Here is a 23,596-nt window from a genome sequence, read left to right on the forward strand (position 1 = left end):
GTTCGCCCGTGTTCGCATTTTCCCAAGAAACCCGGCAAACGGCGAATAACGGCGAATCGAGACTCCTGAATTATTGATTTTATCCGGGCTGTGGCCAACAAAAAAGCGGGCCCTTCGGCCCGCTTCTATTTTCCGGAACGCGTGGCGGATCAGGCCATCGCCTTCTTGAGGTTCTCGTCGATCTTGTCGAGGAAGCCGACGGTGGTCAGCCACTTCTGGTCCGGGCCGACCAGCAGGGCCAGATCCTTGGTCATGAAGCCGCTTTCGACGGTGTCGACGCAGACCTTTTCCAGCGTGAGCGAGAACTTCAGCAATTCGGCGTTGTCGTCGAGCTTGGCGCGATGGGCGAGGCCACGCGTCCAGGCGAAGATTGAGGCGATGGAGTTGGTCGAGGTCTCCTTGCCCTTTTGATGCTCGCGGTAATGGCGGGTGACGGTGCCGTGGGCGGCTTCCGCTTCCACCGTCTGGCCGTCGGGGGTCATCAGCACCGAGGTCATCAGGCCGAGCGAGCCAAAACCCTGCGCCACGGTGTCGGACTGCACGTCGCCGTCATAGTTCTTGCAGGCCCAGACATAGCCGCCCGACCATTTGAGCGCCGAGGCGACCATGTCGTCGATCAGGCGATGCTCGTAGGTGATCCTGGCCTCTACGAACTTGTCATGGAACTCGGCGTCGTACACTTCCTGGAACAGGTCCTTGAAGCGGCCGTCATAGGCCTTGAGGATGGTGTTCTTGGTCGAGAGATAGACCGGCCATTTGCGCAGCAGGCCGTAGTTCAGCGAGGCGCGGGCGAAATCGCGGATCGAATCGTCGAGATTGTACATGGCCTGGGCCACGCCGGCGCTCGGGAATTTGAAGACTTCCTTCTCGAAGGTCGTGCCGTCCTCGCCCTCGAACTTGATGGTCAGGCGGCCCTTGCCGGGAACCTTGAAATCGGTGGCGCGATACTGGTCGCCATAGGCGTGACGGCCGACGACGATCGGCTGGGTCCAGCCGGGAACGAGGCGCGGCACGTTCTTGCAGATGATCGGCTCGCGGAAGATGGTGCCGCCAAGGATGTTGCGGATCGTGCCATTCGGCGACTTCCACATTTCCTTGAGGTTGAATTCCTTCACGCGGGCTTCATCGGGGGTGATGGTCGCGCATTTCACGGCGACGCCATATTTCTTGGTCGCCTCGGCGGAATCGATGGTCACCTGGTCATTGGTGGCGTCGCGGTTCTCGACCGAAAGGTCATAATATTTCAAATCGATGTCGAGATAGGGATGGATCAGCTTTTCCTTGATGAAATGCCAGATGATCCGGGTCATTTCGTCGCCGTCCATTTCGACGACCGGATTGGCGACCTTGATCTTGTTCATGCGGTGAACCTTTCCCTAGACAATGGCGTCCTTGGCGAGCGGTCCGCCGCCAAATCCGCCGCCCTATAGCATCGGCCCGCGCGCGCGCCTAGTGAGGCTTTTGGCGAGTTTTTCGGCTGGGCGCCCTCAAAAAGCGCGCTAGGCGCCTTTGCGCGGGAAGACGATTTCGAAGGTCGAACCCACCGTCGGGGTCGAGGCGGCGGAAATACGCCAGCCGTGGCGGGCCGCCGTGGTCTTGCAGATGGCGAGTCCTATGCCGCTGCCCGGAATATCGGCGTTTCTGTGCAGGCGGCGGAAGGGTTCGAAGATTTCATCGCTCTGCGCGGACGCGAAGCCGATGCCGTCGTCCTCGACGCTGAGGCGATGCTCCGCGTCCCCCGGCGCGAGCTTGATTCGGATGCGCGGCGGCTCGCCCGGCTTGTGATATTTGAGCGCGTTGGAGACGAGGTTCTGCACCATCTGGGCGGTCTGGGAGAGGTCGCCGTCGACGCGGAAATCCTCGCCTGAACATTCAACCTGCGCGCCTTGCTCCTGAATGACGTGCGAGAACGTCTCGAGCACGAAGGTGACAGTCTCGCGCAGGGAAAAGGTCTCCAGCCGATAGGCGTTATTGAGCGAGCGCGCCAGCGAGAGCAGGTCCGCGACGAGAACGCGCGCGCGCTGGGCCGATGCCGTCATCACTTCGGCGGCATAGCGCATTTCCTCGACGTTTCCTTGCGCGGTGGCGGCGCGGAGGATGTCGCCGAAGGCCGCGATCTTGCGCAGCGGCTCCTGAATGTCATGAGAGGCGACATAGGCGAAGCGCGACAGGCTTTCGTTGGCGCGCTCCAGCTCGGCGAGCGAGTGTTTCAGGCGCGCTTCGCTCTCCAGCCGCGCGGAAATGTCGATGGCGAAGCCGACAACGCGCATGCCCTCCGGCGTGGCGACAGGCGTGAGGCCGATCTCGACGGGAAATTCGCTTCCGTCCCGTCGGATCGCCCGGAGATCCCGTCCGGCGCCCATCTGCCTTTTGCTCGGGGCCTCGCCATATTCTTCGCGCAGGTGGCGATGCTTGCCGCGAATGCCGGCGGGAACAAGGCGCTCGACGCGCAGGCCGTTCATATCTCCCGGCGCATAGCCGAAGATCTGCTCGCATTGTTCGTTGGCCAGCTCGATCACGCCTTCGGGATCGACCATGAACATGGCCGCCGGACTCGCTTCGAAAGCAAGGCGCAAAAGCTCGCTGTTCATCCGACTTGCTTCGCTCATGTCAGACTCGACGCCTTTTGCCATTGGCGAGAAAGATATGTTACAGTTTACGTGGATCGAAAGTCTTGAAAAGAGAGTAATTGTGCTGCGACGCAGCAAAAGACAGCGGCGTAATATGATGAATTTTCAGGCATTCTATTTGGTCCACGGGCCAGGAGAGGTTGTTGTGATGGTCGAGCAGGCGGATGGCGGCGAAAAAATCTGTCAGGTCCTGATCATCGAGGATGATCAGGACGACGCTTTTCTGATCCGACGCGCCCTTAACGCCGCTGCGGCGGAGCGCAACCTCACGCTCGGCGTGACCCATGCGGTCAATGGGCTCGACGCCCTTGGCAGCGTGGCGCGTAGCGACGTCCTGAACCGGCTGCCCCACGTCATCATCGTCGATCTGAACATGCCCCTGGTCGACGGCGACCGCTTCCTCAGCGCCTTGCGCGAGGATCTGCAGCTCGGCGGGACGCCCGCCGCGGTGCTCACCACCTCGACCGAGAAGCCGGTTCACGCCAAGGCGCTTGCATCGGGCGCCGACGCCGTGTTCTGCAAGCCGAACACGCAGGAAGAACTGGTCGAGATCGCCCGCCGGATCCTCGACATGGGCGTTCCGTCCGGCGCGCCAGCCGGCGCCTGAACCGGGCTTCGCCAATTCCCTTGCATTTTCGCCTGCAATCACGCGAAAAGGGCGCCTTGCTGGACAAGAGGGGAAGGCGCAGTGGTCGGGGCCGGAACTGATAAAACGAAGACGTTGTTCGAGGGCGGCCCCGCGATCATTCTGGTGCGCCCGCAACTCGCCGTGAACATTGGCATGTGCGCGCGCGCCATGGCCAATTTCGGCCTGTCGGACCTGCGTCTGGTCAGCCCGCGCGAGGGCTGGCCGCGCACCGGCGAACACCGCGAAACCGCCTATGCCGCCGCCGCCGGCGCCGCGCATCTGCTGGAAAGCGCGCGGGTGTTCGACAGCGTCGCCGAGGCCGTGGCCGATCTCCATTTCGTCTGGGCGACCACGGCGCGCGAGCGCGGCCAGTTCAAGCGGGTTGAGGTTCCGGCGGTCGCCATGGCCGAGACGGCGGCGGCGATCGCGGCCGGCGAGCGGCGCGGCATCCTGTTCGGCCCCGAGCGCACAGGGATGGACAATGACGAAATCGCCCTCGCCAACGCGATCCTGACCTTTCCGGTCAATCCCGCCTATGGTTCGCTCAATCTCGCCCAGGCCGTGCTGCTGTGCGGCTATGAATTTTTCAAGGCGCGCGAGGGCGGCGTCCTGCCTTACGAGCGCGAGGAGCGTTCGCCGCCGGCCCAGCGCGAGATGATCCTGTCCTTTTTCGAATTCGTCGAAGGCAAGCTCGAAGAGGCGGGCTTCTTCCGGCCCGTCTCCAAGCGTCCGGTCATGCAGCGCAACATGCGCAACATGTTCCACCGGATGGACCTGACCCAGCAGGACGTCCGTACGCTCTGGGGCGCGATCGTGCGTCTGGTGGAAGGACCGCGCGAGACGCCGCAGACGCGTAAAAGGGTCAGGCAGCCCAAGGCGGACGCAGCGAAGCCGGGGGCGCCAGATGAGCCTGGCCTAGACGCCTAGCCGCGCCAACCCGATGCTTCGTTTCGAGCGGTGAATGACGGCAAAGGGCGGGAAAGCGGCCATTTGCCGAACGTCCGCAATGCGCAAAAAAACCACTGGAGCCAAGCACCGCGCGGACGAGAGTTTTAATCGATCATGGTTCGCTTGATGGTTCGCGATCTTGACATAATGTTCGCGTTATGTTCTTCTTTCGTGTGAATTGTCGCTGCGGGAATTCGTTTTGATGATTGCTGAAGCTTTTCCTGGAACATCGTTTCATTGTCTTGCGCCTCCCGGAGACGCGAGGGGCGTTTCTTGCGACCGGCACGGTCCTGCCGTCGGCCCAATCCGACTCCTGACCAAGACAGCGAGCGGTTTCATGCCGCGTCCGGTCGAGGAATTGAACAGACTTTTCGCCCATGTCATGAAAAGCCCGGTCGATTGTTCCGATCTCGTCGAGAAATTGAAGGGCGTCGCGACAGCCTTAAACGAAGGGGAGCCCGCCCGGGCGGTATTCGCCACATTGTTCATGCATCTTCCTTCCCTGTCAGAAGATCAAGCTCTGCGCGCGGCAGCGGCGATAAGACTGGTCAAGGCGTCGCCCGACGATCCGGAACATCCAGGATGGCCCAAGGGGACGGAGGGTGGCAAGGGCGGGCAATTCCGGCCGAAGAATGGTGTGTCTGCGGAAACGACGCCAGCCGAGAAGCTTGCGCGTCTGGCGGTGCGGCGACAGCTTCGCCGGGCGCTCGTTCACATGCTGTTGCATCACGCGGCAAGTCTTGCCGTCGAAGTGGCAGGCGACGCCGTTCCCGGCCTGGATGCCTTCGCCGGCGCTGCGACGATCGCCGATTTTGCCGCCATGGCCCAGGAAAATGCGACGCTGAAACGGGATGCCGCCGCCGCGATCGAATTTGTCCAAAAAAGGCCCCTATAGCCTCGAGCAATTGCGCGTTAGTCCCGACGACAAATCGTTTTTGTCATTCAGTGAATTCAAAAAGATCGATCTTGCCAAATATTTTGGTCCGGCCGGCGACGGCTACGAATATCACCACATCGTCGAGCAGAGCTCGAGTGGAGACATTCCAGAAAGCGAACTGCAATCGACAGCAAATATTGTGCGTATCCCTAGGCTTTTGCATGAGGAAATCAACGGCGAATATTCTCGGTGGCAAGACAAATTCGACAGTTCCCTACGGACGAGCCTCAGTGACGCAAGCTTTGGCGAAAGGTGGGACGCAGGGATAAATGTCATGCGGGAAATCGGAATTCTTAAAGGGGAAGGATCCATATGGTAGAGAAAGGCTATCAGCAGCCTATTCAGGACCTGGCTGAAAATTTCAAGCAATCTGCGATTGACTATTATTCGGCGTGTGACGACGATAATTTCGCGAAGCAAAAAAAAGTCGTCGACCGTAGACGTGAGATCGTCCGGAAACTCGATGCTTTTGGGACCCAAGGCCGCCTCGCTTTGATACCCTTCCTTGACGATGCCGACCAAGGGGTACGGGTTCTCGCCGCCGCCTTTCTTCTCAAGGTTAGCCCCGAGCTGGCGATCCCTGTGCTTCATGAAATCAGCAAAGGTCCAACGTTTTTCCCGCGGATTGACGCAGGGGGGGTTCTCGACAGTTACGCCAAAGGAAAGTGGAATAGGTAAGTTTATTCAGTGCGGAACACCAGAAAATACTTGGCGTTCCCCGGATCGGGCTGCCGGCGCGATTTTCTGGAAACCGGCCGCTTCGACGGTCATGGGAGAGGCTCCACCGCGCTGCTCTGTGGCCCCTTCGGGTCGGCTTGGGACGGCCGCTGCCGGTTTATAATGGTCGGCTTCGAGCCGAATCCGGCCCTAGCCCACGCGATTCCAGCCGTCCATGCCAAGGCGCTGCTGCGGCATGTATTGCGCCTTGTAATCCATCTTCTTCGATCCCTGGACCCAATAGCCGAGATAGAGATGCGGCAGGCCGAGCGCGCGGGCGCGAAATATATGATCGAGGATCATATAGGCGCCGAGCGAGCGCTGCGGTTCCGACGGATCATAGAAGGAATAGACCATCGACAGGCCATCATCGAGCACGTCGGTGAGACAGGCGCCCACGAGCCGGCTCCGGCCATCCTCCGAGCGCAGGCGATAGGTCGCCAGCCGGCTTTCGACATGGCTGTCCTCGACCATCATGGCGTAATCCAGCATGGCCATGTCCGCCATGCCGCCGTCGCTGTGGCGCGAGTCGAGATAGGTCCGAAACAGGGAGAACTGCTCGGAATCGGCACGCGCGGGGCAGACTGCGGAGACGATGTCGCTGTTGCGCGCGATGATGCGCTTCTGCGTGCGGCCCGGCTCGAATTCCTCGCACAGGATGCGCACCGAGACGCAGGCTTTGCAGTTCTCGCAGGCGGGGCGGTAGGCGATGGTCTGGGAGCGGCGGAAGCCGGAGTGGGTCAGGGCGTCGTTGAGATGCGAGGCGCGACGCCCGACCAGATGCGTGAAGACCTTGCGCTCTTCCTTGCCGGGAAGATAAGGGCAGGGCGCGGGCGAGGTCAGGTAGAATTGCGGCGGGTCGCGCGGCTCGCTGGTCAAGTCCTTCCCCTATCAGGCGCGGCGCAGCACGATAATTCCGGCGAGAACGTCGTGCAGGCATCTCTTGTCGCTGGAGAGCAGCGAGAACAGGAAAATCGGCGGGAACATCCAGCTGATGTAGAACAGTACAGCATGGACCGCGGCATAGAGGAAGGGCACGGGCGACCCGTCCACAAGACGCATTTCGAGGTCCATCACCATCATGCCGGGGGTGGCCCTGCGCCAGCCGGAAATGGTGAGGCCATTGTAGAAAAAGGCCACGAAGGGAAACAGCGACGGAAGGAACAGCCAGGCGATTCCAAAGGTCAGCAGGCCCAGCACGATGAAGAGGACGCCGGAGAGAATCGTCACCAGGATCAAGTCGAGCAGGACGGCGACGATGCGCCGCCGACGCACGCCAGCCAAGGCGCTCGCGGGCAGGGGGGCGAGAGGATAGACGGCGGGCCGCGCGGTTCCGCTCCAGCTGTTGGCGTTGCTCATAGTCTCCTGCTCCGAAACCGGACTCGCGTTGCGAACTTGCCGCGAGAAACTAATTTGGCGGCTCCCATGGCGGCGCGCAAGGGGCGCCTGGCGCGGAATGAGGGGCGCCCGGCGCGGAACAGGCATTAATCGAAAGCCGATCAATCGACCGTCGCCGGAGCATCGAAAAACAGAAGCTGCGCGCCCCGGCGCGCGCCGGCCGATCCGCTGGGGCAGAAGCCGAGCCTGTGCAGCAGGCGCCAGGTGGCGGAATTCTCGCGGGGGCATTCCGCCACGATCCGCCAGTCGGGAAAGGCTTCGCGCACCAGGCCGAGCATGGCGCGCGCAGCCTCAGCGCCGTAATGCTTGCCGTGATAGGGAACGCCGATCCAGAAGCCCAGTTCGATGTCCGATGGGCCATGCGCGAGCGCCCCGACGCAGCCGACGACAGGGCCGTCGGCGCCGGCGCGGACCGCCGCGAAGCACCCCTTCCTGGCGCGGGGCAGGTCAATCAGATCCTGGGCGTCGGCGAGCGTGAAGGGCTGCGGCAGACGCGACAAGCCGGCGGCGCCGAGGGGATCGTTGGTCAGGACGACAAGCTGGAAGGCGTCGGCGGGCTGGAGCGGCTTGAGGACCAGGCGCTCGGTCGCGAATTGACCCTGCGGGAAGAGCCTCTCGCAAAAATTTTCTATTTTTGGCGCGCCCATGTCCATCCCCTCCACGAACAGGCGGAAATGTCTGGCGCGAGACCTGCGGCGCGGGACCGGACCCCGTCGCGGCGATCGTCACATGGCTTATACGCCCTTTTTCAGCATTTCCGCCGCCTTGGGCGCGAAATAGGTGAGTATGCCGTCGGCTCCCGCCCTTTTGAATGCGAGAAGGCTTTCCATCATCGCCTTTTCGCCGTCCAGCCACCCGTTCCGCGCCGCGGCCATGATCATCGCATATTCTCCGGAAACTTGGTAGGCGAAGGTGGGTGCGGCGAAGCGGTCTTTTACGCGATAGATAATGTCGAGATAGGGCAGGCCGGGCTTGACCATGACCATATCCGCGCCCTGGTCGAGATCGTCGGCGACTTCGCGCAGCGCCTCGTCGGAATTGGCCGGGTCCATCTGATAAGTGCGCTTGTCGCCGACCAGAACCGCCTTCGTGCCGATGGCGTCGCGGAAGGGCCCATAGAAGGCCGAGGCGTATTTGGCCGCATAGGCCATGATCTGGACGTCCAGAAAGCCTTCGCCGTCGAGGGCGGCGCGGATCGCCGCCACGCGGCCGTCCATCATGTCGGAGGGCGCGATGACGTCGGCGCCCGCGCGCGCCTGGTTGAGCGACTGCTCGACCAGAATGGCGACGCTCTCGTCATTGAGGATGGTCTCGCCTTCCATCACGCCGTCATGGCCGTGGCTGGTGTAGGGATCGAGCGCGACATCCGTGATGACGCCGATCTGGGGAAAGGCCTGCTTGATCGCGCGGGTGGCGCGGCAGACCAGATTTTCCGGGTTGAGCGCCTCGGAGCCATTGGGGTCGCGCAGCGACGGGTCCGTAAAGGGAAACAGCGCGAGCGCGGGGATCGACAGCTCGACCGCGCGCTGCGCGGCGACGACCGCCTGATCGACCGACAGGCGCTCGACGTCGGGCATGGAGGCGACCGGCGTGCGGACGTTCTCGCCCTCGACCACGAAGATCGGCCAGATCAGGTCGTTCGTCGTCAGAACGTTTTCGCGCACCAGCCGCCGGGCCCAGTCCGCCTTGCGATTGCGGCGGGGCCGATGGGTGAGGTTGAGGGAGAGGTCGAGCGGGAGGCGGGGCGCATCAGTCATTGTCGGGATCCGGAGGTTTCGCCTCCCATATCATATCGCGCGGGGCGGGCGAAAAATTTTGCCGGGAAAGGTGAAATGGACTATCGCTGCTGCAGGGTCGCCGGTCTGGCGTCACGCCAAACAGCTTGGAACGAAACAGCTTGGAAAACGATTCGTCCGGAATCATCAGGGTCGGCGGGAAACCCGGCCCGGAGGCCGCCGAGGCGCGCTGGGCGCTGGCGCTGACCTTCTTCTTCCGCACCGTCTCGCTGCTGTGGATCATCGAGGGGCTGGAGCAATGGCGGCGCATCGTCGCGCCCGCGACCGGCTCCTTTCTCGATCTCTCGCCCGCGGCCATGTCCGCCACGATCTTCTTCGCCGTGCTGAACCCCATCGCGGCGGTTGGGCTGTGGCTGGTCGCGCCCTGGGGCGGCGTGGTCTGGCTGCTGACGCTGTTCGCGCAGGTTTTCGTGATCGTCGCCAAGCCGTCCTTTTTCCCCTTTGGCGGGACGCTGAAAATCGCCGATGGCGTGCTGCTGGCGCTTTACCTTTTTCTATCCTGGCGCGCGAATTCCGTTTCCGAAGGAGGCTCGACGGTCGATCGGACCATCGCCCGGCTGCGCGAACTGGCGCTTGGATTTTTGCGCCGCGGCTGACGCCCCGCCCGCGCCGCCGCTGTTTGCGCGAGATGCAGACCCCTGCGCGAGAGCCTTAACAAACGTCAACGTAAATACTTGATTTAATTCACGCAAGATTCACTTCAATTGCCGCAAACCGCGGTAACCCGGGATTCAGCTTCTTATTTAAACCGGTTTTCATTCGCATTGTTTAGATTGCGATACATCGAGGCCGCCGGGCAATAATCGGCGGGCAAACAGATCGCAGGGAAAACGAAAATGTCCAAAGTCATGAAGACCGAAATGTCCGCGCCGAGGGCCGAGCGTTGCGCCGAAGTCCGCCCGGTCTATCTTGAGGCTCTGACCCTGGTCGAGCGGCTTCATCGCCGCCTGCTGGACGTGATCAAGGACGAATTCGACCGCCGCGGCCGTTCCGACATCAACGCCGTCCAGGCCCTGCTGCTCTATAACATTGGCGACTCCGAGCTGACCGCCGGCGAGCTGCGCACCCGCGGCTATTATCTCGGCTCGAACGTGTCCTATAACGTCAAGAAGCTGGTCGAAATGGAGTATCTCCATCATGCCCGCTCCCGGATCGATCGCCGCTCGGTGCGCATCAGCCTGACCCCCCAGGGCAAGGAAGTCCGCGACATCATCGCCAACCTCTATGAAAAGCATGTCGTGACGGTCGAACAGATCGGCGGCGTCTCGGCGGATGAGTTCAAGGTCATCAACAACGCTCTCGGTCGTCTGGAGCGTTTCTGGACCGACCAGATCAAATATCGCCTCTGAGATCGCTGCGCTTCGTTGCGACCGACGCGCCTTCCTCGATTTTCCAGAGATTCAGCCGGGCCGAAAGGCTCGGCTTTTTTGCATTCCTGCCTCCCGCGCCTTAAAATCGCCGCGCTATTCGGTCCTTGTTAACTCTCGTCATTGATGCTCCGGTTCGAATTGCGCCTCTCACGCGCCCGCGCGCGGAGTGGGCGCAGAAGAGACCCGGAGTTTTCCCATTGGGAGTTTTGCCGTTGATTACCGCCGATTTGACGCGAAGCCGCCTGTCGTTTCATCGCGGCGCCCTTTGGCTGCGCCACGCTTTCCTGCCGCGCCGCAAGGATGCGGTCGCGTGTTTGGCCCTGGGCGCCCTGCTTTGCGCCGCTCCCGCCCTCGCCGCGGATGGCTGGGGCCAGGCGGAATGGGCGCAGCGCTATGATTCCGACACCCGCCTGACCGTTTCCCGCAGCACCACCCCGCTGCTGTCGCCGCGCACGCTCGCCGCGACCGAACAGGCGATCGAGCAATATCGCACCATCGTCGCCAATGGCGGCTGGAGCAAGGTTCCGACCGGGGCGACTCTCAAGATCGGCTCCACCGGCCCGGCGGTGCTGGCGCTGCGCAAGCGCCTGATCGTCACCGGCGACCTCGATTCGGCGGCCTCCAGCTCCGGCGTTTACGATTCCTACGTCGAAGCGGGCGTCAAGCGCTTCCAGGCCCGCCACGGCCTGATCGAGACCGGCGTCGCCTCGCCCCAGACCATCGACGCGATGAACGTGCCGGCGGACTACCGCCTGCGCCAGCTCGAAACCAATATCGTGCGGCTGCGCTCGTTCTCGACCAATCTCGGCGACCGCTTCGTCGAGGCCAATATTCCGGCGGCCATGGTCGACACGGTGGAGAATGACACCATCGCGACCCGCCACGCGGCGGGCGTCGGCAAGATCGACCGCCAGTCGCCGGTCATGCAGACCCGCGCGCTCGATATCGATTTCAATCCCTACTGGACCGTGCCCGCCTCGATCATCCGCAAGGACCTGATCCCGAAGATGCAGGCCGATCCGAATTATCTTAAAGACAATCACATCCGCATCTTCGACAAGAACAACAACGAAGTCCCGTCGAGCTCGATCAACTGGAATACGCTGGAGGCGACAAATTACCGCTTCCGCGAAGATCCCAGCACCGAGAACTCGCTCGGCGTCGTGCGCATCAACATCAACAATCCCTACGGCGTCTATATGCATGACACGCCGGCCAAGGGCGTGTTCGGCGACGATTTCCGCTTCGTCTCCTCGGGCTGCATGCGCATGCAGAACGTGCGCGACTATGTCGCCTGGCTGCTCAAGAACAATCCCGGTTGGGACCGCGACCGGATCGACCAGGCCATCGCCTCGGGCGAGCGCCTGGACGTGAAGATCGAGCCGCCGGTGAATGTCTATTGGGTCTATATCACCGCCTGGGGCACGCCCGAGGGCGTGGTCCAGTTCCGGGAGGACATCTACAAGCGCGACGGCTTCTCGACCGCCGCCGGCGGCGCGCCGACGATCCAGCCGGTGGCCCAGCAGGCCGGCCGGGGCATTCCCGCGGACGCCGCGCCCGACGAGCAATAAGGCGAGTTTTCACGCTTTTTGCGCCCCGGCGGACCCTCCGCCGGGGTCTTGTTTTTTAGGCCTTGCTTTTCCGGCCTTTCTTCAGCGGCGCGCGCGTGATAAGCCGCCCGAAATTTCCTGCTTTTCGCGGAAATAGACTGTTTTTCGAAGGAGCCCGAAATGAGCCAGTCCACCGCCGCCGCGGCGAAAAACCTTTCGAACAGCTTTTTCAGCGCCTCGCTGGCCGAATCCGATCCCGAAATCGCCCGCGCCGTCGAGCTGGAGCTTGGTCGCCAGCGCAAGGAAATCGAGCTGATCGCCTCCGAAAACATCGTTTCGCGCGCCGTGCTGGAGGCGCAGGGCTCGGTTCTCACCAATAAATATGCCGAGGGTTATCCCGGTAAGCGCTATTACGGCGGCTGCCAGTTCGTGGATATCGCCGAAAATCTCGCCATCGAGCGCGTCACCCGGCTGTTCGGCTGCCGCTTCGCCAATGTGCAGCCCAATTCCGGCAGCCAGGCCAATCAGGCTGTGTTCCTCGCGCTGCTGCAGCCGGGCGACGTCTTCATGGGCCTTGATCTCGCCGCGGGCGGCCACCTCACCCACGGCTCGCCGGTCAATATGTCCGGCCGCTGGTTCAAGCCAATCTCCTATGGCGTCAGCCGCGAAACCGGCCGCCTCGATATGGACGAAGTCGAGAGGCTCGCCCATGAGCATCATCCGAAGCTGATCATCGCCGGCGGCTCGGCCTATGCCCGTCATTGGGATTTCGCGCGCTTCCGCGCCATCGCCGACGCCATCGGGGCCTATCTTTTCGTAGACATGGCCCATTTCGCCGGCCTCGTCGCGGGCGGCGCGCATCCCTCGCCGTTCCCGCACGCCCATGTCGTGACCTCCACCACGCACAAGACCCTGCGCGGCCCGCGCGGCGGCCTCGTGCTGACGGATGACGAAGAGATCGCCAAGAAGATCAACTCGGCCATCTTCCCCGGCCTGCAAGGCGGCCCGCTGATGCATGTCATCGCCGGCAAGGCTGTCGCTTTCGGCGAGGCCCTGCGCCCCGAGTTCAAGACCTACGCCCATCAGGTGGTCGCCAACGCCAAGGCTCTGGCCGACACCTTGCTCGCGGGTGGGCTCGACCTCGTCACCGGCGGCACCGACAACCATCTCATGCTGGTCGATCTGCGCCCCAAGAAGCTCACCGGCAAGGCGGCGGAAATCGCGCTCGGCCGCGCGGAAATCACCTGCAACAAGAACGGCGTGCCGTTCGATCCGGAAAAGCCCTGGATCACCTCGGGCATCCGTCTCGGCGCCCCCGCCGCGACCTCGCGCGGCTTCGGAATCGCCGAATTCAGGCAGGTCGGCGAATTGATCGTTGAGACGCTCGACGGCGTCGCGAAGAATGGCGATGCGGGCAATGCGGAAGTCGAGGCTTCGGTGCGCGCGCGCGTCGAGGCGCTGACCAATCGTTTCCCGATCTACTGACGCCTTCGACCTCCGCTAAAAAAAAGGCGCCGCGATCCCTGATCGCGGCGTTTTTCGTTGGGCGAGGGCTGGCGGTTCCGCCGGCCTCATTCAGCCGCCAGATGCCGGGCCGCCGCCTCGGGCTCGATCGCCTCGAGCACGGCCTGCCGCCATTCCCGCTTGACCGGCAGAATCGGCGGATTCGGAGCAAGATCGGGTTCTGGCGTCGCGGGGGCGATCGACTGAATGTTTTCGGTCCGCGAGGCTTTGCGCATGAAGAGATTGTAGATCATCCATTGCGCGCGGCTGCGCCTGCCCGACAGGGGAAAGCGGCTGGCGATGGATCGTGCGGAATAGAAGTCCTTGTAGGCGCCGCTGAGGCCGAGGCGCAATTCGTCCGCCGCCATGCCCGCGGGGCGATAGACGACATGGCCCTGGTCATACATCGTCCAGTCGTAGGAAACGATGCGCCCGGCTTTCTTCAACTCATACCAGGTCAGCGTTCCGGGATAGGGCGTCAAAGCCGAAAATGCGCAGGCGTCATATCCGGCGCCGATGTTGAACTTGACGGTTTCGTCGAAGACGCTCGCGTCGTCGCCGTCGAAGCCGAACATGAACAGGCCGAACACAGAGATCCCGTAGGACTGGATCTTCCGCACCAGCGCGGCGAAATGATCGGGCCGGTTGACCATCTTGTGCACGCTTTTCAGCGTTTCGCGATTGATCGACTCGAAGCCGATGCTGAGCATTGTGCAGCCGCTTTCCGCGGCGAGCTCCAGCATGCGGTCGTCCTCGGCCAGTTTCGACGTGACGCCGGCCTGCCAGTGAAGGCCGCGCCCTTTCATGGCGCGCATCAGTTCCTTGGGCCGCTCCGGCGTGCCGAAAAAATCGGCGTCATTGATGGAGATCGTGCGCGATCCGCAATTTTCGATTTCCGCGATCACCTCGTCGACGGGACGGTAGCGGAACTTCAGACCGTTCATCAGCGGCTCCGCGCAAAAGGTGCAGCCGGTATGGCAGCCGCGCGACGTCTGCACGAAGGTCTTGTTCACGTAACGGTTTTTTTTGAGCAGGTCGTAACGGGGCAGGGCCATGCCGGACATCGGGTGCAGCGTCGCAGACTTGTAGAGCCCCCGCATCGCGCCGCGCCCGAGGTCGTCGAGCAGCTTGTCCATGACCAGTTCGGCCTCGCCGACGACCACGGCGTCGCAATGGGTCAGGGCCTCGCTGGCCATGAAACTGGGATGCACGCCCCCCATCGCCACCGGAACGCCCCTGGCGCGAAAGGAATCGGCGATCTCATAGCCGCGATTGACATAGCTGGTCATCGCGGAAATGCCGACGAGATCCGCCTTCAGGTCGAAGTCGATGGGCTCGATATTCTCGTCCGTCAGCACGACCTCATATTGATCGCGCGGAATGCAGGCGGCGACCGCGAGCAATCCCGCGAGCGGCGAATAAAGCGCCCGATTCAAATAGATAGGTCTGGTCGTCAGCGAATCGGTTTTGGGATTGATGAGGTGAATGACGCGCGTGCGCATGGGTTTTCCCCCCGGCCAGCCGGCCACTTCGATCAACGGCGCAGCGGCGGCGGGGTTCCAGCCGCAAGCGCACAGATCATCGTGATCGCCCGCCGCCGGGCGCGCGCAGCCTTGAGCGCGGTGGGCGAGAGCATTCTTTTTCTGGCAATTTTGCTTCGCAGGCGCGAACATGGCGCCACTCCCATTGAGTCGCCCCATGAACGCCATGTCTCCCTCGTCCGCGCGGAGGATCGTCGCCGCGGAATCTTTCGCCGATTTGTTCACGCCGAAACTGGTCACCGTTTTCCGAGAGGGTTACCGCGGCAAGGATTTCCGCGCCGACGTCATCGCCGGCCTGACCGTCGCCATCGTCGCGCTGCCGCTGTCGATGGCCATCGCCATCGCCTCCGGCGCGCCGCCGCAGGCCGGGCTTTTCGCCGCCGCCGTCGGCGGCATCGTCGTCTCGGTATTGGGCGGCAGCCGTTACCAGATCGGCGGGCCGGCGGGCGCCTTCATCGTTCTCGTCGCCAGCACGATCGAGAAATTCGGCTATTCCGGCTTTCTCGCCGCCACCATCATGGCCGGCGCCTTCCTGCTGCTGATCGGCTATCTGCGGCTCGGGACCTATATCAAATATATCCCGCATTCGGTCGCGGTCGGCTTCACCGCCAGCATCGCGCTGATCATTTTCGCCAGCCAGCTGCATGAATTGTTCGGCCTGAAGCTCGCCCACGAGCCGGCGGAATTCGTTCCGAAGGTTCAGGCCTTATGGGCGGCGCGGGACAGCGCCAATGTTCAGGCCATGGTCGTCGCCGGAGTCTGTCTGACGCTCATCATCGGCCTGCGCATGGTCGCGCCGCGCCTGCCGGGCTTTCTCATCGCGGTGGCGCTGGCCGCGGCGGCGACTTACTTTTTCAGCCTGCCTGTCGAGACGGTGGGCACGCGCTTCGGCGGCGTGCCGCGCATGCTGCCTGCGCCGAGCCTGCCCAGTGTCAATGTGAGCGACTGGCTGGCCCTCGTTCCCGCCGCCATGGCCATCGCCGTGCTCGGCGGCATCGAGTCGCTGCTCTCCGCAGTGGTGGCCGACGGCATGACCGGCCGGCGCCATCGCTCCAATTGCGAGCTGACCGCGCAAGGCTGGGCCAATATCGCCTCCGCCCTGTTCGGCGGCCTCTGCGTCACCGGGGCCATCGCCCGCACCGCGACCAATATTCGCGCCGGGGCGCGCAGTCCGATCGCGGGCGTTCTGCACTCGCTCTTCCTGCTGGGCTTCATGCTGCTGGCGGCGCCGCTGGCGGGCTATATTCCGCTGGCGGCGCTTGCGGCGGTGCTGGTCATCGTCTCCTGGAACATGATCGAGCGCGACCAGATCGCGACCATCATCAAATATGATTCCGGCGAGACGGTCGTGCTCTTCACCACCGCCATCCTGACCGTGGCCCATGACATCACGCTCGGCATCGCGGCGGGCGTGACGCTCGGCTCGCTGATCTTCATGCACCGCATGGCGCGCATTGTGGCGGTCGAGAAGCAGGAGGCGATCCTCGACGACGACATGGTCGATGAGGTCGAAACCGAGACGTCGGAGCGCGTCCGCGACCCGGATTTCGTCGTCTATCGGATTTCGGGTCCGTTTTTCTTCGGCGCCGTCAGCATGGTCGCCGCCGCGCTCGACCAGATCGGGCGCCGCCCCAAGGCCTTCGTGCTCGATCTCACTCGCGTGCCGCTCGCCGATGGCGCTGCGGCTCACGCCCTGCACGGCTTCGTCGAGCGCGAGCGCCGGCGCGGCGTCCGGCTTTACGTCAGCGGGGCCTCGCGCGAGGTGCGGCGCGTGCTCGTCGCCCATGGCGTTAACAGCCGCCTGGTTCATTTCAGCCTGGACGAGGACGAAGCCCGCGATCATTTCCGCGCCCACCCAACCGAGGCGGAAAGCGCGGAAGCGAGCTGAAAGGGCGGACGAGCGGCTGAACGCGGCGGCTTATTTCTTCGCCGCCGCCTTTTTCGTTGCTGGTTTTTTCGCCGGCTCGTCCGCCTCGAAGGGTGGTTCGTCGGAATCGATGATGTCCGGCTTGGTCTTCGCGCCTTTCGCGGCGGGCTTCTTGGCCGCCGTCTTCTTGGCCGCCGTCTTGGCGGGCGCCTTTTTCGCCGGCTTTTTCGGGGCTTTGCCGCCGCCCTGCGCGATCCTGTCCTCGATGAAGCGGATCGCCTGCTCCAGCGTGACGTCATCCAGCGTCACGGACTTTGGCAGGGTCGCATTGAGCTTTTCCCACGAGACATAGGGGCCGAAACGTCCAGCGCGCGCGGCGATCTTGCCGCCTTCTGGATGGTCGCCGAGGATCCGGCCGTCGGAGGGGGCGCCTGCGGCCTTGGCCTTGATGATTTCGACCGCCGCGTCGAGCGTCAGGCCGGTCATGTCCGTGCCGCGCGGTAAAGTGGCGTTGACCTTGCCCCAGGCGAGATAGGGTCCGAACCGCCCGGCTTTGAGGGAAATGGCGCCGCCCTCGGGATGGTCGCCGAGGGTGCGGATATCGCCGCCGCCCCCGCCGCGCAAACCACCGCCGGCTTCCTTGGTCACGATGAGATCGATGGCGCGATTGCCGCCGATCTCCAGCACGTCGTCGTCCTTGCCCAGATTGGCGTAGGTCTTCTTGTGCTGCACATAGGCGCCGTAGCGGCCGATGCCGGCGAGGATCGGCTCGCCGCTCTCTGGATGTTTCGCCACTTCGCGCGGCAGCGAGAGCAGGGCGATCGCCTTTTCGAGCGAGATGTCCTCGGGCTTGAGGCCCTTGGGCAGGGAGGAGCGCTTGGGCTTCTCGCCTTCGCCCTCTTGTACATAGGTCCCGAAACGGCCGTCGCGCAGCGAGATTTCCTGCCCCGTCTTCGGGTCTTCGCCCAGGACCTTTACGCCCGGCCGGTCGCCTTCGGCGCCCTTGGCGGCTTCGCCGCGATCCGACAGGGTGCGGGTGAATTTGCATTCGGGATAGTTCGAGCAGCCGATGAAGGCGCCGAACTTGCCAAGCTTCAGCGACAGCTGTCCGTTCTCGCAGGACGGGCAGGCGCGGGGGCTGGAGCCATCTTCCTTGGCCGGGAAAATATGCGGCCCGAGCAGGTCGTTGAGGCTGTCCAGCACCTGCGTCGTGCGCAGGTCCTTGGTGCCGTCGAGAGCGGCGGAGAAGTCGCGCCAGAAATCGCGCAGCACATCCTTCCAGTCGACCTCGCTATTGGAAACGCGGTCGAGCTGTTCTTCCAGCGCGGCGGTGAAGTCATATTGGACGTAGCGGCCGAAAAAGCTTTCCAGAAAGGCCGTGACCAGCCGGCCCTTGTCTTCGGGGACGAGGCGCTTCTTGTCGAGCTTCACATAGTCGCGCTCGCGCAGCACGGCCAGCGTCGAGGCATAGGTCGAGGGACGGCCGATGCTCAATTCTTCCATGCGCTTGACCAAGGTCGCCTCGGTATAGCGCGGCGGCGGCTCGGTGAAATGCTGGGTGGCGTCGATCTGGTCCTTTTTCAGCGCCTCGCCCTGCGACAGGGCGGGCAGGCGGCCGGACTCCTCGTCCTCCTCGTCGTCCTTGCCTTCCTGATAAAGCTTCAGGAAGCCGTCGAAGCGCACGACCTGTCCCGTGGCGCGCAGGTCGAGCGTCCGCGCTCCGGCTTTCGCCTGAATCTCAGCCGTGGTGCGCTCCAGCACGGCTGATTCCATTTGGCTCGCCACCATGCGGGTCCAGATCAGCTCGTAAAGCCTGGCCTGATCGCTCTGGAGATGGCGCGCCATGTCCTTGGGCAGCCGGGACATGTCGGTGGGGCGGACCGCCTCATGCGCTTCCTGAGCGTTCTTGGCCTTGACCTGATATTTGCGCGGAACGCCGGGCACATATTTGTCGCCGAATTCGCGGCCGATCACGGCGCGGGCCGCGGCGACGGCCTCGGGCGCGACATCGACGCCGTCGGTGCGCATATAGGTGATGAGGCCGACGGTCTCGCCGCCGATATCCACGCCTTCATAGAGCTTTTGCGCCACCCGCATCGTGATTTCCGGCGCCATGCCGAGCTTGCGCGAGGCTTCCTGCTGTAGCGTCGAGGTCGTGAAGGGGGCGTAGGGATGTCGCTTGGCGGGCTTCGCCTCGACGGAAACCACGCTGAAGGCCGCATTGTCCAGATCGCGCTTGAAGGCCTCGGCCTCGGCGCCCGCGCCAATGTCGAGGCGGGTGATCTTCTTGCCGTCCGCGCCGACGAGACGGGCGATGAAGGGGGCGTCGGCCTGATTGCGCAGATGCGCTGCCAGCGACCAATATTCGCGGGCGACGAATTTCTCGATCTCCAGCTCGCGGTCGCAGACCAGCCGCAGCGCGACCGATTGCACGCGGCCGGCGGATTTCGCGCCCGGCAGCTTGCGCCAAAGCACCGGCGAGAGATTGAAGCCGACCAGATAATCCAGCGCGCGGCGGGCAAGATAGGCCTCAACCAGGCTTTCGTCGATCTGGCGGGGGTGTTTCATCGCCTCAAGGATGGCGTCCTTGGTGATGGCGTTGAAGACGACGCGCTCGACCGGCTTGTCCTTCAGCACGCGTTTTCCGCGCAACACCTCCAGCACATGCCAGGAAATTGCTTCACCCTCGCGGTCAGGGTCGGTCGCGAGGACGATTCGGTCGGCGCTTTTCACCAGGGCGGCGATGTCGGACAGGCGTTTGCCCGCCTTGCCGTCCACTTCCCACAGCATTTTGAAATCGTCGGCGGGATCGACCGATCCGTCCTTGGCCGGCAGATCGCGGACATGGCCGAACGAGGCGATGACCTCGAAATTCTTGCCGAGATATTTGTTGATCGTCTTGGCCTTGGCGGGCGATTCGACGATGACGACGTCCATGCTGTGACCCCAAGGGGCGGGCGACTGGCCCGCAATTCTTCTCGGGCTACCCCCCCGGCAGCCGGAATGGCCCGGAAAATGGGCGAGCGGGCTTGATCTGTCAAATGGTCCTTGCGGCGCGCCTCAAATTTGCGCAGGACTTGGGCGGCGCTTGCAGCCGGCCTTTTCCTCGGATAGAGCCTGAAAAATGTTCATCCCCGGCTATTCCTTTTCCCATAAACACCTCCTGGGCATCGAGGGCATGTCCCGGCTCGACATCGTCCATCTGCTCGATCTGGCGGAGGAGGCGGTCTCGGTTTCGCGTCAGGTCGAGAAGAAGAAGGCCACGCTTTCCGGCCGCACGCAGATCAACCTGTTCTTCGAGTCCTCGACCCGGACGCAAAGCTCGTTCGAACTCGCGGGCAAGCGCCTCGGCGCCGACGTCATGAACATGTCGGTCGCGACCTCGTCGGTGAAAAAGGGCGAGACGCTGATCGACACCGCGATCACGCTCAACGCCATGCATCCCGACATCATCGTGGTGCGGCATCATCAGGCCGGCGCGGCGCATCTGCTCGCGCGCAAGGTCGATTGCGCCGTGGTCAACGCCGGCGACGGCGCCCATGAACATCCGACGCAAGCGCTGCTCGACGCCCTCACCATGCGCCGCGCCAAGGGCGGCGTCGAAGGGCTGGTCGTGGCCATCTGCGGCGACGTGCTGCATTCGCGCGTGGCGCGCTCCAACATCATCCTGCTCTCGGCGCTTGGCGCGCGGGTGCGGGTGGTGGGGCCTTCGACGCTGATGCCGACCGGGATCGGCCAGCTCGGCGTAGAGGTCTATAATAATATGCGCGACGGGCTGCGCGACGCCGATATCGTGATGATGCTGCGCCTGCAGCGCGAACGCATGCAGGGCGCCTTCATTCCCTCGACGCGCGAATATTTCCATTTCTTCGGCCTCGACGAGGACAAGCTGGCCTATGCGAAGCCGGACGCCCTGGTGATGCATCCCGGCCCGATGAATCGCGGCGTCGAGATTGATTCCAGCGTCGCCGATGGCGATCACAGCCTGATCCGCGAGCAGGTCGAGATGGGCGTCGCCGTCCGCATGGCGGTGCTGGAGGCGCTGGCGCGCAACCTTCCCAACGCCTGATGCCAAGACTCACAGGTGAGGACCTGTGAGTCTTGGTTAGGCGCGGCTGCGCCCGATAGCCCGTCGAAAGACGGGCGTCTTCCGACGCCCTTTTGGCTTACGCGAGGGGCTCCTCGACCGCGATGGGTCGCGGTCGAGGAGAAATGGTATGAGACTCCGCCGCCACAGTGCGGCGGCGTTCGAAAAATCCATGAAATATTTACTTTGTATTGTGAGCGAATCGCATATCCTGATCTTGGCGAGGAGAAGACGATGGCGTCACTCAACAATATCAGCGCACTAGTCGCTCCCGCTTTATTCCCAGTCGTGTCGCATATCCCTCCATCGTGCAGTCCGCCTTGAGCGGATTGCGCGCCCGTCGATTCACATCTTGAGGAGTCAGCGCGTGGGCAAGCAACTGGACCGAAAGAGAAGCCGCAATTCCCGTCAATACGGAGATGCTGAAATCATCGAGTTCAAAGGAAACAAGTTCCAGAACACTCGCGTTCTTCCTCCCATCAAGGCCCTCAACCCCACGCAGGCGCAATATCTCGCCGCCCTCAGGTCCAGCCAGCAGATCGTGGTGCTGGGCCCGGCCGGAACAGGAAAAACCTGGATCGCCGCCACCCACGCCGCCGACCTCTACCGCGCCGGCCAGATCGAAAAAATCATCCTCACCCGTCCCAATGTGCCCTGCGGCCGCTCGCTCGGCTTCTTCCCTGGCTCCCTGCAGGACAAATTTGCGCCTTGGGCCGTCCCGATCGCGGACGCCATCAAGGAGCGGATCGGCGACGCGCCCTTCGACATCGCGCTGAAGCGCGGCGATATCGAAATGGTGCCCTTCGAAGTCATGCGCGGGCGCTCATGGAAGAACGCCTTCATCCTGCTCGACGAGGCGCAGAACACCTCCGTCGCCGAGATCAAGACCTTCCTGACCCGCGTCGGCGAGAACTGCGTGAGCGTCGTCAATGGCGACGTCAATCAAACCGACATCCAGCAGGCTTCCGGCCTGCGCCGGATGATCGACCTGATCCGCGCGCATGGCTTGCCGGTGCCGGTGATCGAGTTCGAACTCGACGACATCGTGCGCTCCGGCCTTTGCGCCATGTGGGTGCGCGCCTTTGAAGGCGAGGGCGCGCCGGCCTGATCGGGCGGGGGTGCTGCGAACGTCTTTCTCGCCGGCCGCAACCTGCGGCGGCCGGCGAGTTTTTCTGCAGTCGTTTCCGATTTTGCTCAATTCCAAGAAACGAAAACGCTATGCCGCGCCGGACAAGACCCGTTCGGACATGCGGCGGTGGCTCCTGTTGAACAGCACATCGGAAATCTTGCCGACGCCGTCGGTTTGACCGGCGCGCAGGATTTCCTCTTTGAAGTGATCGAACGAATCCTTGAGGCCGCTGACGGCATAGTCCAGCATCTGCATTGCGTTGGCGCGGTTCGATTCATCGCTGGCTTCGGCCAGCCGCAATTGGTCGAATCCCGTTGCGGTTGCTGCAACGACGCCTGAAAGATGATGTCCGAGCGCGGGAAAGTAGAGGCCGACCAGAATTTTCAGATCGACAATGTGACGATTGATCGCGGTGATCTCGCGCGCATCATGCGGATTCACGATCATCTGGCTGAGTTCGTAGCGCTCCCTGAAAAAAGCGCTGAGGTCGAAATAGGCTTCTTCCGCCTTGTGGTAGAGTTCTTCGGATTTCTTGCTTCTGAGCCACAGCCGCTCGCGCGAGATGCTGATAAGATAAGTCGTCATCGCGGAACAGCCGACGACAAGCATTCCAAATAGAATATTCAGGGCCAAATACATCGCATGCCTCCCAATTGTTTGATTTTATTTAAGGTTGACCATTTGTCATAACCGATAGTTAATTTGGACTCCCGCCATAAAATATGGTTTATTTGTAATTAAACTGCGCAACAAATTCAGCGAATATTACTTGCGTAAGCTTTGCTGGAGCGAGACGTCGGCGATTATTGCAAAGCTTGCGTTCGCGCGGGGCGCCTCCAGCGCCGCGTGAGCGCTTCGCTTCAGCCTTCCCGCTGGGCGACAAATGATCCGCCGCGGCAGCGCCGGACGGCCGAACGCCTTTGGTTTCGGGACAAATATTTATAGACTGCGCCAGCCGCGACGACTCATTCGGAAGAATTTGCGCCGGTCGGAAATCAATGTCGCGCGGCTGGACGCGCGGCGCAGGGAGGGTTTGCGGATGAGCCGCCTCGTCTATGTGCTGAACGGACCCAATCTCAACCTGCTCGGCAAACGCGAGCCGCATATTTATGGCGTCGAGACCCTCGCTGACGTCGAGCGCGCCTGCCGCGCCCGCGCGAACGAGCTGCGTCTCGAGCTGCATTTTTACCAGAGCAACCGCGAATATGAGCTGATCGACTGGATCCACGAGGCGCGCGGCAGGGCGGGCGGCATCGTTATCAATCCCGCGGCCTACACCCATACCTCCGTGGCGCTGCTCGACGCGCTCAACGCCTTCGAGGGGCCGGTGATCGAAGTGCACGTCTCCAACATCCACAAGCGCGAGGAATTCCGCCATCATTCCTATGTCTCGCTGCGGGCGGACGGCGTCATCGCGGGCTGCGGCGCGCAGGGTTACGAACTGGCCCTGCTGCGGCTGGCGAAGCTGATCGACCAGAAGGCTTGACCGCCGCAT

General features: G+C 62.9%; 22 protein-coding genes. 13 read left to right on the top strand and 9 right to left on the bottom strand.

Features of this window, described 5'->3' with window-relative positions:
* Window positions 1–149: 149 nt before the first annotated feature.
* Window positions 150–1,361 carry an NADP-dependent isocitrate dehydrogenase gene (locus QM467_RS04240; protein WP_283365059.1) on the bottom strand — a complete coding sequence of 404 codons (1,212 nt, stop codon included), beginning with the start codon at window positions 1,359–1,361 and terminating at the stop codon, window positions 150–152.
* 138 nt (window positions 1,362–1,499) lie between these two features.
* Window positions 1,500–2,609 (bottom strand): sensor histidine kinase, encoded by a 1,110-nt coding sequence (locus tag QM467_RS04245; RefSeq protein ID WP_283365060.1) that lies wholly within the window; start codon window positions 2,607–2,609, stop codon window positions 1,500–1,502.
* A gap of 169 nt (window positions 2,610–2,778) precedes the next feature.
* Between QM467_RS04245 and QM467_RS04250 the strand changes: the two genes are divergently transcribed.
* The 5 genes from QM467_RS04250 (at window position 2,779) to QM467_RS04270 (ending at window position 5,821) form a co-directional block, all read left to right on the top strand.
* The gene (locus QM467_RS04250; RefSeq protein ID WP_283365061.1) at window positions 2,779–3,237 is read left to right on the top strand and encodes a response regulator; all 459 of its coding nucleotides are present in this window, start codon (window positions 2,779–2,781) and stop codon (window positions 3,235–3,237) included.
* Between the two features lie 81 nt (window positions 3,238–3,318).
* Complete coding sequence (locus QM467_RS04255; RefSeq protein WP_283365062.1) at window positions 3,319–4,185, top strand: RNA methyltransferase; 867 nt, start codon at window positions 3,319–3,321, stop codon at window positions 4,183–4,185.
* Window positions 4,186–4,543: 358 nt separating this feature from the next.
* Window positions 4,544–5,101, top strand: coding sequence for a hypothetical protein (locus QM467_RS04260; protein WP_283365063.1), 558 nt, complete (start codon window positions 4,544–4,546; stop codon window positions 5,099–5,101).
* Complete coding sequence (locus QM467_RS04265) at window positions 5,079–5,462, top strand: hypothetical protein (protein WP_283365064.1); 384 nt, start codon at window positions 5,079–5,081, stop codon at window positions 5,460–5,462. The genes QM467_RS04260 and QM467_RS04265 overlap by 23 nt, the downstream gene beginning before the upstream one ends.
* Entirely contained in the window at window positions 5,456–5,821 is a 366-nt protein-coding gene (locus tag QM467_RS04270; RefSeq protein WP_283365065.1) for a DUF2019 domain-containing protein, read from the top strand. The genes QM467_RS04265 and QM467_RS04270 overlap by 7 nt, the downstream gene beginning before the upstream one ends.
* Window positions 5,822–6,010: 189 nt before the next feature.
* Here the strand turns inward: QM467_RS04270 and QM467_RS04275 are convergent, their stop codons facing one another.
* From QM467_RS04275 to hemB, 4 genes are all read right to left on the bottom strand, one after another.
* Window positions 6,011–6,739: an arginyltransferase gene (locus QM467_RS04275; RefSeq protein ID WP_283365066.1), complete on the bottom strand. Its 729-nt coding sequence runs from the start codon at window positions 6,737–6,739 to the stop codon at window positions 6,011–6,013.
* A gap of 12 nt (window positions 6,740–6,751) precedes the next feature.
* The gene (locus tag QM467_RS04280) at window positions 6,752–7,219 is read right to left on the bottom strand and encodes an RDD family protein (protein ID WP_283365067.1); all 468 of its coding nucleotides are present in this window, start codon (window positions 7,217–7,219) and stop codon (window positions 6,752–6,754) included.
* Window positions 7,220–7,359: 140 nt separating this feature from the next.
* Window positions 7,360–7,905, bottom strand: coding sequence for a GNAT family N-acetyltransferase (locus QM467_RS04285; protein ID WP_283365068.1), 546 nt, complete (start codon window positions 7,903–7,905; stop codon window positions 7,360–7,362).
* A gap of 87 nt (window positions 7,906–7,992) precedes the next feature.
* Entirely contained in the window at window positions 7,993–9,015 is a 1,023-nt protein-coding gene (hemB, locus tag QM467_RS04290) for a porphobilinogen synthase (RefSeq protein WP_283365069.1), read from the bottom strand.
* 140 nt (window positions 9,016–9,155) lie between these two features.
* Between hemB and QM467_RS04295 the strand changes: the two genes are divergently transcribed.
* The 4 genes from QM467_RS04295 to glyA all read left to right on the top strand — a co-directional run bounded on the left by QM467_RS04295 (window position 9,156) and on the right by glyA (window position 13,459).
* Window positions 9,156–9,650 carry a hypothetical protein gene (locus QM467_RS04295; protein ID WP_283365070.1) on the top strand — a complete coding sequence of 165 codons (495 nt, stop codon included), beginning with the start codon at window positions 9,156–9,158 and terminating at the stop codon, window positions 9,648–9,650.
* Between the two features lie 240 nt (window positions 9,651–9,890).
* Entirely contained in the window at window positions 9,891–10,403 is a 513-nt protein-coding gene (ldtR, locus tag QM467_RS04300; RefSeq protein WP_283365071.1) for a transcriptional regulator LdtR, read from the top strand.
* A 290-nt stretch (window positions 10,404–10,693) separates the two neighbouring features.
* Window positions 10,694–11,995 (top strand): L,D-transpeptidase family protein, encoded by a 1,302-nt coding sequence (locus QM467_RS04305; protein ID WP_446737738.1) that lies wholly within the window; start codon window positions 10,694–10,696, stop codon window positions 11,993–11,995.
* A gap of 159 nt (window positions 11,996–12,154) precedes the next feature.
* A complete protein-coding gene (glyA, locus tag QM467_RS04310; protein WP_283365072.1) occupies window positions 12,155–13,459 on the top strand; it encodes a serine hydroxymethyltransferase in 1,305 nt (434 codons plus the stop codon).
* A gap of 86 nt (window positions 13,460–13,545) precedes the next feature.
* On the opposite strand, the gene QM467_RS04315 is transcribed toward glyA, so the two are convergent.
* Window positions 13,546–15,150, bottom strand: coding sequence for a B12-binding domain-containing radical SAM protein (locus QM467_RS04315; RefSeq protein ID WP_283365073.1), 1,605 nt, complete (start codon window positions 15,148–15,150; stop codon window positions 13,546–13,548).
* A gap of 25 nt (window positions 15,151–15,175) precedes the next feature.
* On the opposite strand from QM467_RS04315, the gene QM467_RS04320 reads away from it, so the two are divergent.
* Complete coding sequence (locus tag QM467_RS04320) at window positions 15,176–16,906, top strand: SulP family inorganic anion transporter (protein ID WP_283365074.1); 1,731 nt, start codon at window positions 15,176–15,178, stop codon at window positions 16,904–16,906.
* A gap of 30 nt (window positions 16,907–16,936) precedes the next feature.
* Here QM467_RS04320 and topA read toward each other — a convergent pair whose 3' ends face one another.
* Entirely contained in the window at window positions 16,937–19,822 is a 2,886-nt protein-coding gene (gene topA / locus QM467_RS04325) for a type I DNA topoisomerase (RefSeq protein ID WP_283365075.1), read from the bottom strand.
* Window positions 19,823–20,009: 187 nt separating this feature from the next.
* On the opposite strand from topA, the gene QM467_RS04330 reads away from it, so the two are divergent.
* A complete protein-coding gene (locus QM467_RS04330; RefSeq protein WP_283365076.1) occupies window positions 20,010–20,954 on the top strand; it encodes an aspartate carbamoyltransferase catalytic subunit in 945 nt (314 codons plus the stop codon).
* Window positions 20,955–21,402: 448 nt separating this feature from the next.
* The gene (locus tag QM467_RS04335) at window positions 21,403–22,080 is read left to right on the top strand and encodes a PhoH family protein (RefSeq protein WP_446737739.1); all 678 of its coding nucleotides are present in this window, start codon (window positions 21,403–21,405) and stop codon (window positions 22,078–22,080) included.
* Between the two features lie 108 nt (window positions 22,081–22,188).
* Here the strand turns inward: QM467_RS04335 and QM467_RS04340 are convergent, their stop codons facing one another.
* Complete coding sequence (locus QM467_RS04340) at window positions 22,189–22,686, bottom strand: hypothetical protein (RefSeq protein ID WP_283365077.1); 498 nt, start codon at window positions 22,684–22,686, stop codon at window positions 22,189–22,191.
* Between the two features lie 454 nt (window positions 22,687–23,140).
* Between QM467_RS04340 and aroQ the strand changes: the two genes are divergently transcribed.
* A complete protein-coding gene (aroQ, locus tag QM467_RS04345) occupies window positions 23,141–23,587 on the top strand; it encodes a type II 3-dehydroquinate dehydratase (protein WP_283365078.1) in 447 nt (148 codons plus the stop codon).
* Window positions 23,588–23,596 lie beyond the last annotated feature (9 nt).

Source organism: Rhodoblastus sp. 17X3 (assembly GCF_030056575.1).
Classification (GTDB): Bacteria; Pseudomonadota; Alphaproteobacteria; order Rhizobiales; family Beijerinckiaceae; genus Rhodoblastus.